The sequence below is a fragment of the Bacteroidota bacterium genome, assembly GCA_018692315.1.
Taxonomy (GTDB): Bacteria; Bacteroidota; Bacteroidia; order Bacteroidales; family JABHKC01; genus JABHKC01.
In genome coordinates, this window is record JABHKC010000131.1 from 1 (window position 1) to 11,584 (window position 11,584).

Here is an 11,584-nt window from a genome sequence, read left to right on the forward strand (position 1 = left end):
CGCTTACTAAAAGTTCTATTGTGTCGGAAAAAACTCCGCAAGCGTTTTCTAAATTTATCCAATAAATTCCTGAATCTGAAATAAAAATTTCAGGAGTAGTTTCTCCAGTTGACCAATTTACAATTGATAATTGATAATTGAAAATTGATAATTGCAGACTGTCGCCTTGGCAAATAATGGTATCGTTTCCTAGGTTTATTTCCAAAGGAAAATCCATAAAAATGGAAATGCTATCGGTTGCTATACCGCACTGATTCTCAACAATTACCCAATAGTTGTTTGCTATGGAAACCGTGAGGGCACTGTCGTAGAAAATATCCATCCACGAGTAAGTGGATTGTGGATTTGTGGCATCGAGAACAATTGTGTCGCCGCTGCAAATTGTGGTGTCGTTGCCAAGCTCCACTACTGGTGGTTCAAGGTCAGAAACTAAGATTGTATCTGAGAAATCTCCGCATATATTTGAAATAGAGAGGATAAACTCACCGGAATTATTTACATTAATTTGCTCGGAAGTTTCTCCTGTTGGCAACCAAATATAGTTGGTATTTGGGAAAGTTCCGCCGGAAAGGCTCAAAGAATCGCCGGTACATAAAAAAGAATCGGGACCCAAATCGGGCGACAAAAGATTTTCGTATTCAACAATTATTGTGTCGATATCGTAACAGCCTTCATAATAAATAGTTGCCTGATATTCGCCTGCAAAATATGCAATTATACTATCATCGGTTTCGCCATTCGACCAAAATACACTATCTCCATTTTGATAATTCACCTGCAAAATGTAAGGATTTGTAATACAATTTCCTGAAGTATCGTTGCCCAAAACAGGATTTATTTCTACATAATCAACCGTAATAGTATCAAGCGAACCACAATATTCATCGTAGTTTGTAATGATTGGCCAGTAGGTGCCGGGTTGGTTTATTTTTATGGTATCGGCAAAGAGTGTATCCGTAGAAAAATCATTTAGCCAGTCAAACTGGCAATAATTTTCGTTGGCAAAAACTTCAATAGTATCGTTTGGACAAACCAAAGTATCTGAAAATGCAATATTTACAGTAGGCATAATATATAGCATTTTTTTAACCTCATCTAACTGTGCATTGCGATAGCGCTTTAGCATGATTTGGTAGCTGCCCGGCTCCGAAAAACTATGAAAAACCGTATCCTGATTAGCTATACTAAAACTCAAACCCGCCAAAGTATCCTCAAAAACCCAACGGATAGAATCGAAATTTGTATTCGTTTGCGTACAAATCAAAGTAGTATCTCCAAAACAAAGATTATCGAATAGTATGTTTTTGTCTAAGTAGGAACGGAAGAAGTTGGGGATGGATTGCAAAATATTTCCACAATAAGTCGATGGAATTGTCAATACTTCAAATTCAAAATCACACAATATCCCTGGTGTATTTGGGGAATTTATACTTGATAGAAAATCTGAAGCTATGCTATTTGTTGAAATGCTATATATCCTTCCATTTGGAGCCAATTGCAGTAAATGTTCAAGATAACATGTACTGGAAGTATTTGAATAATTAGTTATTGCTGAACAATTCGTATCACTATTTATAGCAAGTTTCGAATTAATAATTTGATTTTGGCTTCCAGCTAATAAATCTACTTGATAAATCTTTGAACTATTGTTCGATGGATATGCATTTTGATCTCCAAGATATGCAATGGTGCCATCTAGTGAGAATTCAACATTTTGTGCTAATTCTCCTGAAAAGGAAATCGGATTAGAAACTATCCCTGTTGTATTGTCAAAATCAAAAATTTCAAATAAATTAAGCCCTTCAATTGCAACTGCCAGTCTTTTCCCATTTGTTGAAAATTTTAAATCTCCTGCACTTGCACTATTATACATTGGAGGAGGGGGGAAGGGTTCTTGGTGGACAGTTCCTACATTACTGATAACTGGATTGGGGCTTATTCCATTTGGTGTTATTAGATATACATAAAAAGCATTACTATTCCATAGATGTACCATTAGCCATATATCTTTACCATTTGAATGATATACAGCACTAACTTTTTGGCATGCCGGACTGAGCAGTAGATTATTTGAAGAGATAACTGCACCCAAACCATTATCTAAGCTCATATCAATTTCGGAATATCGAACACCAAAACTTGGGTAAACATATGGTGTAGTAATAAAATAATATTTATTCTTAAAACCGGGATAAGGAATAAACAAACATTGACTTGATTCAAAATTACCATAAAGATTTGTGCCGTTTAACATTGTATCAAATGCTGCATTCCAAATCAATTCACCATTGCTATACATTAATAGGTTGCCCTCTGAATCGCTAATACTCGACCCGCAAAAACTTGTATAATAAAAGTAGTGATAGGGAACTGGTGGTATTCCTCCAGCTGGATTACCTGTAACAACAGAAGGAGTAATTAGTGAAGGTTCACCACTACTAAAATTGATTAAGAAATCAGCCCCTCCAAGAAGCCAATTGTCAGTTTCGCCTTGAGAAAAAATATTTAAAGGCAAAATGGATACTAAGCAAATTATTAACAAACTATGTAATTTCATAACGATTTTAGTTTTCGAACTTTGCCAAAGTTGAATTTTTGGAAAGTATAATACTGTTGGAATATAGATTTTAATACATTTTTTAGATTCATAAAAGTAGTTGCTAAAATGATTATATAAAGATAAATGTAAATTACATTGTATCCAAGTTTTATTTTGATATTCTTATAGTTATTTTTGAGACAAACAATTTGCTTTCTCAAAATGAAACCAAAGATTTGGTGAATTGCAAATGCTTATAAAACAAACATCCCGAAAGTCTTGGAACTTTCGGGATGTTTTAAAATTCATTTATTCAATTTTGATTTAATAAATAATAATCTTTTTAAATGTTACATAATTGTTATTTTCAATTCGTGCAAAGTAAGATCCTTTTGCTAATGTCTTTAAATTGATTTCTATAACAGAATTTTTGCTTAGTTTTTTGTATTGATTTGATAAGACAGCTTTTGATGTATTATCGAAAATTGTTACTATAATTTCTGATGAATTATCTCCAATCTCAACAAAAACTTTTCCTTTATTTGGGTTAGGATAAAGTTTAATATCTCTATCGAAATTGCTACTGAAAATTCCAGGAACAATAACTGCTACTTCATCAGAACCAAAACAATTAGATGTGTTTTCCACTGTAACAGAATAAGTTCCGCTTGTTGTAACTTCAATAGTCTGACTTATTTCTCCGGTTGACCATTCGTATGAAATATAGCCTGGTCCGGCATCTAACATAATAAAATTGTTGAGAGCAATATTTTGAACTATTTGAACATCGGGAACTGGATTTACTACAACCACTACAAAACTCGCTGTTTCAGCACCGCTTGCATCTGTAACCGTAACATTGTAGGAGGTTGTAAATTGTGGACTGGCCATCGGATTTGAGATTGTAGGGTCTGATAAGCCGGTTGTAGGAGACCAATTATAAGTGTAGGGTAGGCTTCCTCCGGTTGCAATAACACTTATCTCGGTAGAATCGCCATTGCAAACACTTGAATTTTCGCTTGTTTCGCACAAGAAAATTTTCTGTAGCAAAAAGTCGTCAATTGCAATTCCTTCATAATTAGTATTTCCGTCCGATGCAAATCGGAAACGAAAGCGAACACTACTTATACCTGCAAATTCGCCGGTTGATGTAGAATATTCCTGCCATGCTCCTGTGTATCCATTCCACCATGGTTCGTCAAGAATTGTAGATTGTGAGAAATTTGAGTTATAGAAGTCTGGATTTTCACCAATTACTTTTTCCCAGAGAATGCCATCAGTAGAAGATTCGAAAACCATTCCATCGTAATCTGCTTCGGTATAAATAAATAACCAGAATGATATTGTGATTGACTGAATATCTGAGAAATCGAAACAAGGAGAATATAACATTATTTCTGTACTATCCTCGTAATCGGCATTTAAATTGGTCATCCAGGCATTGTTGCCACTGTGGGCAAAATTAATAACTGTTTGTGATGGATTTCCTAAATCCCAATTTTCTGTACCACTTACAATTTCGGGAACCCATTCATCACTAACTGTCTCAAAATCTTGAGAGTATGGGAATGTTGAAATGTTTAAGATATTAAAAGCCGAAGCCATTGCAGTATCATTGGCAAGGATAGGATCACCCGGCATTTCAGCCCAAGCTGTAATAATATGTTCACCATCGTCAGAAAAATCAGCAGTTGTAGAAAATGTATGATTGACACTTTCTGCATTTGCAAGATTTGTATTTAATATCATTGTGTCCTGAATGGGTGAATTATTATTTATTGAAAAACTAAAAGGAATTTCTTGTCCAATAAAGAGTGTATCCATACCATTATTGGTGAAATTTACTCCAATACTTTGATTATTACTTAAATCGCAACTTATTTCGGGAATACCTATTATTGAATTAACTAAAATGTCAATTTCCGGTGGTTCATAAATACTTATACTTCTGATAAATACGGCATCACCCTCGGGATAATCTACACTTTGATAAGAATATGATGAATCGTATTTGCATGAAGCTTGAAGTGTTAATTTAAAATCGGAACCACAAAAATCATCTAAAATAAAAGTTCGTACCTGATAAGGATCGCCTTGTGGCAAATTTGGATTAAAGTTCGAGACTCCATTAATATCGCTCAACTGAATTGTGTCGTTCACTAACACTCTAAACCAGCTATAATCCGTAATTGTAATAATATCTGATTGACGAAAGTCAATATCCATATTTAAAAATTGAAGAGTATTTGCCTCCACATTGCAAGAAATTGCACCTGAATGATGTGCTGAATTATTAATCCAGGCATTTTGAGGGCTTATACTTCCTGAACTACCATACCAACCTGAGTTTGTATTTCCTTCAAATCTAAGTACAATATCTCCATTGTCGTTGAAATAATACGCACTTGATTGACTATTATCATAAATATTGAAATAGTCGGTATTTGCTGTTTGGAAATCTTCAACAAAGGGGAATTGCGAAATATTTGCTATTGTACCAAAACCAGAAATAATAGAATCATTGAAAAAAATCGAATCTGTTGATAAACTTGTATAGGCTAAAATTTGATAATTCCCCGCAAATGTAGTATTAAATGTCCCTAATATCATATTTTCATTATTGCCCGGCAGAATTGTATCTGTATAAATTCCTGATACAACTTGATTATTTCCAAGTGGATCAGTTAGTTCGACAGTTATTGGAATATCAAATTGTTCAGCTCCGCCATTGTTTGAAATTATCACTTCAACTTCCTGACTTATATTACCACAAATTATTCCATTAGGTTCTACTATGGATATCACACCAACATCGTTCGGATCAGGTTCATAAAGTACAATATTATCTATTAATGCCTGATCTCCATCTGGATAATTTGTTGAATTATAATCGCCATTATATTTGCAGCATGCTTGAAAACTAAGACTAAAATTTCCTCCTGAATAAGCCGAAAGGTTAAATTTTAATGGTTCGTATGGATCACTTGTGCTAGTATTTGGATTAAAATTTGAAACTCCATATTCGTCGCTAATTTGTATAGAGTCGTTTATCAGCACTCTAAACCAGCTATTGTCGTTAGAATTTGTATGTTTTTGCTTTAAATCGAATTGTAAAACTAATCCTTGAAGAGAGCTCGCATCAATATTACAACTAATTGCTGATGAGTGATATGCAGTATTGTCTTCCCAGGCATTTTGAGCTGTAACACTGCCTGAATAGCCAGTCCATAAAGCCTGAGATATGCCACCTTCAAATCTTAAAGCTTTATTCGAACCTTCGTTAAATATATAAATATCAGAGTATTGATATGAAAATAAATTGAAATAATTATTTACACTTTCAAAATTCTCTGTGTAAGGAAAACTTGATATTGCTGATATAGTATTTGTATTAAATGAAATAGAATCATTCAGCAAATTCTGATCATTTTGTAAAGTGCAAAAGCATGATAATGAGTAAATTCCGCTGATTGACAAATCAATATTATTAAAATATATTGTATCAAGTTCCGATGCCCCAATTGGTCCGATTAGTGTATCGAAAAATGTTAGTGATACTCCCACAGGATCTGTAGCAATCAATTTAATAGGAATGTTAGATTGAGTCATAGCTCCGTAGTTCATGAAAACCACAGAAACTATTTCTGAATTACTTGAGCATATATATTCTGTTGGTGTTAAAAATGATACTACACCCATGTCGTCAAAAAGTGGTTCTGAAATACAGAAATTATCAATTGCCATATCGCTTCTATAGGTAGGACCTATTCCATTTCCAACAATTCCTCTAAATCTGATTACAATACTATCTTGTCCGCCAAAATCAATAATGGGTATAATTGCTTGATTCCAAGAATTTCCTTGATTTCCAAACATTTGCCAAACATCTTCGTGCCAAATAGTATCGTAAATGTCAAGATGCATACTTCCCATTCCGGTTCCATACATATGATAATCGAAGGAAATTTCAGGAAAAGAAAAACTTGTAAAGTCAAAAAGTGCTTCAACTATTGCAATATCACCTTGGACACGTGGACTTGATGCTTCGGTATATAGATAGAAGTTCCCGTCTGTTGCTGAAGAAGGACCTGTATTGCCAGTTTGTGTTCCATTTTCATCAGAAGTCCAGTCAAAATCATCATCAGATAATTGTTGCCAAAAACCAATAGTATCCTCAAAGCTTTCGCAATAAGGGAATGTGTCTATTAAGGTAGGAGAGAAGAACGTTATTGAGGTGCTTAATGTGTCTTCTAAGTTGTTTATATCTGCTACTCCGTTTGGGTTGGAAGTGTTAACAGTAATTTCATGACTTCCAACAGCAAAATTGAAATTCCCGACAAGAATAAAATCGGAGATAGAGTTTTGATTTATGTTTCCTGTCCACAACACACTATCACCTACTATGGAATCTACTTTCCATTCCAATGTTAAATTTTGTAAATTGCTATATCCAAAGTTTTGTATTTTGGTATAAATATTATGACTTCCTGCAACCGAAGGAATCGACTGAATTTCCACAATACCCGCATCGTTGGCCGGAATTGCGAAAATGTCTTTGCAAATAGTATCGTTGATATTGAAGGAATCTGTTGGTAAAATTGTATAAGCACATATTTCTGAAAACCCTTGCGGGATTACAACAGTTTGTAGATCAACTGTATCTGTTTCACCAAACAGTAGTGTATCTGTCCAATTCTGAATTATTGGAATATTCCCATTCAATGAAAATCCAATATCCAAAGCAAGTAAACTATCATTTCCCACATTTTTTAAAATAACTTTTACTAATACAGTATCGCCTTCACCTTCTGTACTTTGTGGATCAATTATTTCAACAATAGCAGCATCTATAGCGTTTTCAGGAAAAAGTTCAAAAAATTGCAAATATTTTTCCATCAATAAATCTTTGGTATTTAAAAGTGTATCATCTTCTAAACCTCCAAATTCAAAAGAGCAACCTATAGTTTTATAAGTTCCGGCATCGTGGGCAATAGCACAGTCGTAAACTGGAGAAGAATTTTCAAAAATTGTAAATGCAGGTGAAATTATATCTAATTTATCAATATAACTATTTTCTCCGATATAATTAAAAATCAATGTGTCAACAAAGCTTCCTGAAATTCCCATGATATTATCCAAATCGCCGGTTCCATCACTTGTTCCGTCAATATTAAATAATCCATGAACGTTTGTTTGATTATCGTAAGCCCATGTATCTCCACCCTCCATATAAATGTTATTTCCGGAATTGACAAAATTGGCAAGTTCCTGACCTTCAGCACTTGATAAAACATGATTGGCACTAAATATACCGAGACAAACAAAAACTGCTGAGTATTGATTCAAACTTGTGGGTATTGAAGTGGAATAGTCAACGTTTAGCCCATTATTCTGGATTGCTGTTTGAATGGCAGGACCTGAGTTTGTATTTCCATCCAAGTCGATTATTAGAATCTGGTTTTGTGCAAAAACCTGTTGACTGAAAAAAAAGAGACAAATTACAAGAAAAATAAATTGATTTCTTGATTGAGTAGAGAATTTAATCATGATATTTAGATTTAGTTATAAAATATTTCAGTTCATAATTTTCAATAAAATCGAAATTTAACAAAAATTTTCAATATTTAATACTATAATAAATAAGGACGAATAATTATTTAATATAGTTGCAGTTCATTGATTCATTAGAAAAATATGTAACTAATCAGTGTCAGAAACTTGAAGCTAATAATACGCTTTCCTTGTGAAACTCAGTGTCTTATTTGTAGTTTCTTATGAAAAAGCTATTACACAAAGTGACACAAAGATCATAAAGGAATAATTAAAAACACATAATATTATTACTTTTCAGTACACTGATTAGTTACAAAGATATTAATAAAATTTTAAATATTTTCAGAGTATTTTACAATATTTTTTTTGATTTTTGCAAAATAAAAAAAAGAATTACATTTGTTGAATATGCAGAAGATATAATTAATTGATTTATAAATAATTAAGTAAATAAAAAATGACAAAAAGAACAATTGTTGCTATGCCTGGTGATGGTATAGGTAAAGTAGTTTTAGAAGAAACAATCAGAGTTTTAGAAGCTGCCGGTTTCGATGCAAATTATGTTGTAGGCGATATAGGCTGGGAATTTTGGTGTACGGAAGGAAATCCGCTTCCTGAGCGCACTATAAAACTTTTGGAGGAGCATAAAATTGGTTTATTCGGAGCAATAACTTCGAAGCCAAAAGATGAGGCTTTTAACGAATTATCCCCTGAATTACAGGAAAAAGGTTTAGTTTATGCGAGCCCAATCGTAGGTTTACGTCAGCATTTCGGATTGGATATTTGCCTTCGCCCATGTAGATCTTACAAAGGAAATCCATTAAATTTTATCAGAAGAGGTGCTAATGATAATATTGAAGAGCCGGTTGTTGATGTGCCTATTTTCCGCCAAAATACGGAAGGCTTATACGGTGGCGTTGAATGGAGCAATCCGCCTGCACAGGTTTACGATGCTTTAATGACACATCCAAAATTCAAGAAAAATTTTGGTGAAGTTCCTGTTGATGAATTATCTGTTTCAACAAGAATATTTACAAAAAAAGCAACAGAACGTATTTTAAGAGCTGCTTTTGATTATGCAAAAAAATATAATTACAAATCGGTAACTGTTTGCGAAAAACCAAATGTTATTCGTGAAACATCAGGAATGATGTATAAAATGGCTCAGCAAATACAAAAATCTGATTTTCCGGAAATTGAATTATGGAATACAAACATAGATGCCCAAATGATGTGGTTGACAAAAAATCCTGAAACTTATGGAGTTATTGTAGCCGGAAATATGTTTGGAGATATTGTATCTGATGGATTTGCAGGCTTAATTGGTGGTCTCGGTTTTGCTTGTAGTGCACAAATCAATCCTGAATCAGGAATTGGTGTATTTGAGCCAACTCATGGTTCTGCCCCAAAATATGCAGATTATGATGTTTCAATCGTGAATCCGATTGCAATGATAGAATCGGCATGTATGATGCTTGATCATATTAGTGAAGACGAAATTGCCGCAAAAATTCGTAAATCAATAGCTAAGGTTATAGCAGATGGAAAAGTAAAAACCTACGATATGATGAAATTTTCAGGTCGTCCTGATGTTATTGAAAATGGTGCTGCTTCTACTCAAGAAATGGCCGATGCGGTAATTGCTAATTTATAAAATTTATAGATATGACAGAAGAAGTATTAAACCTTTGGCCAGAGCTTGAATGGATTCAAGATGAGGAACTTAAAGAAAAAACTGCTAAAATCTGGGAATTAGCTTTAGAACGCAGTGTTTTGAAACCAGCAGACTTAAATGCCATTCCTTTTACCTTGCTTTGCGGACCCGATTTGAAAGTAACTTTCATGGATCACAAACGCTCAGTTGTTCATATTGCACGCGATGCAGGTGAGAAAATTAACGATTTCTATCATGGCGAATTGACATGCGATATGGATGTCTTGATTGCCGGAGCTATTCTCGCCGATGTAGGTAAACTTTTAGAATACGTTTTAGACGAGAACGGAAAAGCTATTCAAGGAACCTACGGAAAATATCTCCGACATCCGTTTTCGGGAGTTTCTCTTGCAGAAGAAGCCGGCGTACCCGCAGAAGTTTGTCATATTATTGCAACCCATGCAGGCGAAGGAAATATGGTGAAACGTACAACCGAAGCTTATGTAGTTCATCATGCCGATTTTATGACATTTTTGCCTTTTAAGGATCGATTGAAGATTTAAAAAAAACTAAATTATTCAAATTATAAATCCCGATTTACTATGAAAATCGGGATTTTTTTAGTTAAATATTTCTGTATCAATTTATACAGCATTCTGGCAAAATTATATAGAAACATTTAAATAAGAAATTGATTGCTCAATTTATTTTAATATTTTTGAAGAATGGAAATAAGTGTAAAAATTCAAGGAAAGCCATTTGTGAAATGGGCAGGTGGAAAAACACAATTACTCAATCAAATTGAACAGGCAATTCCAAAAGAATTAAAAAAAACAAGATTTACTTATATAGAACCATTTGTTGGAGGTGGTGCTGTATTATTCCATATATTAAATAATTATCCTGAACTTGAAAAAGTTGTAATAAACGATATAAATATAGATTTAATAAATACTTATAAAACAATAAGAAAGAATGTCTTTGATTTAATCCAAATTTTGCAAAAATGGGAAGCAGAATATCATAGCCTATCAGAACAAATAGAGAAAAAAAAAGAGTATTATTATGAAAAAAGATATTTATATAATCTAAGAATCTCGGATCAAACAATTCAATCAGCTCTTTTTATCTTTTTAAATAGAACATGTTTTAATGGATTGTATCGTGTCAATCGCAAGAATGAATTTAACGTTCCAATTGGCAGCTATAAAAAACCAATGATTTGTGATGAACCTAATCTGTTAACAGTAAATAGCTTATTACAAAAGGTTGAAATATTGAATGAGGATTTTGAGCAAACGATTTTTGAGGCAGAAGAAAATTCGTTTTTCTATTTTGATCCGCCTTACAAACCCTTAAGCCAGACTTCAAGCTTTAATTCTTATACAAAAGATGAATTCGATGATAATGAGCAAATTCGCTTAGCAAAATTTTGCGATAAACTTGATAGTTTAGGACATAATTGGATTTTAAGTAATTCCGATGTAAAAGGAAAAAATTCTAATGATGATTTTTTTGATGATTTGTTTAAGGAATATCAAATAAATAGGGTTTTGGCTAAAAGAATCATCAATGCAAACCCTAGTAAACGTGGACAACTAACGGAATTATTAATTACAAATTAATGACAATGGAAAAGAATTTTAAATTATTCCTTGAACAATTAAGTGAAACAAATGCTACTTTGGATTATTATGCTGATTTTGATAAAGCCACCTTTAATATTTTAAAAATATAGAAATAAAACTTAAGTTCGCAGAGGGCTCGATAATAGAGGCCGATTGAACATTGGAGCTGCTAAGCCCCTGACAAAGCGTGGTCTGAGCATGTACTGAAAG

At 33.3% G+C, this 11,584-nt stretch carries 5 protein-coding genes; 3 read left to right on the top strand and 2 right to left on the bottom strand.

Translation table 11 applies throughout. The features are described from left to right. Window positions 1-2,557: hypothetical protein (locus HN894_09995; protein MBT7143660.1), on the bottom strand; the 2,557-nt coding region annotated here is incomplete at its 3' end. Window positions 2,558-2,863: 306 nt separating this feature from the next. Next, a complete protein-coding gene (locus tag HN894_10000; GenBank protein ID MBT7143661.1) occupies window positions 2,864-8,086 on the bottom strand; it encodes a T9SS type A sorting domain-containing protein in 5,223 nt (1,740 codons plus the stop codon). 463 nt (window positions 8,087-8,549) lie between these two features. On the opposite strand from HN894_10000, the gene HN894_10005 reads away from it, so the two are divergent. The 3 genes from HN894_10005 to HN894_10015 all read left to right on the top strand — a co-directional run bounded on the left by HN894_10005 (window position 8,550) and on the right by HN894_10015 (window position 11,371). Continuing rightward, on the top strand, window positions 8,550-9,746 hold the full coding sequence (locus HN894_10005; GenBank protein MBT7143662.1) for an isocitrate/isopropylmalate dehydrogenase family protein: 1,197 nt from the start codon (window positions 8,550-8,552) through the stop codon (window positions 9,744-9,746). 11 nt (window positions 9,747-9,757) lie between these two features. Beyond that, a complete protein-coding gene (locus HN894_10010; GenBank protein ID MBT7143663.1) occupies window positions 9,758-10,309 on the top strand; it encodes an HDIG domain-containing protein in 552 nt (183 codons plus the stop codon). 162 nt (window positions 10,310-10,471) lie between these two features. After that, window positions 10,472-11,371 carry a DNA adenine methylase gene (locus tag HN894_10015; protein ID MBT7143664.1) on the top strand — a complete coding sequence of 300 codons (900 nt, stop codon included), beginning with the start codon at window positions 10,472-10,474 and terminating at the stop codon, window positions 11,369-11,371. Window positions 11,372-11,584: the final 213 nt, after the last annotated feature.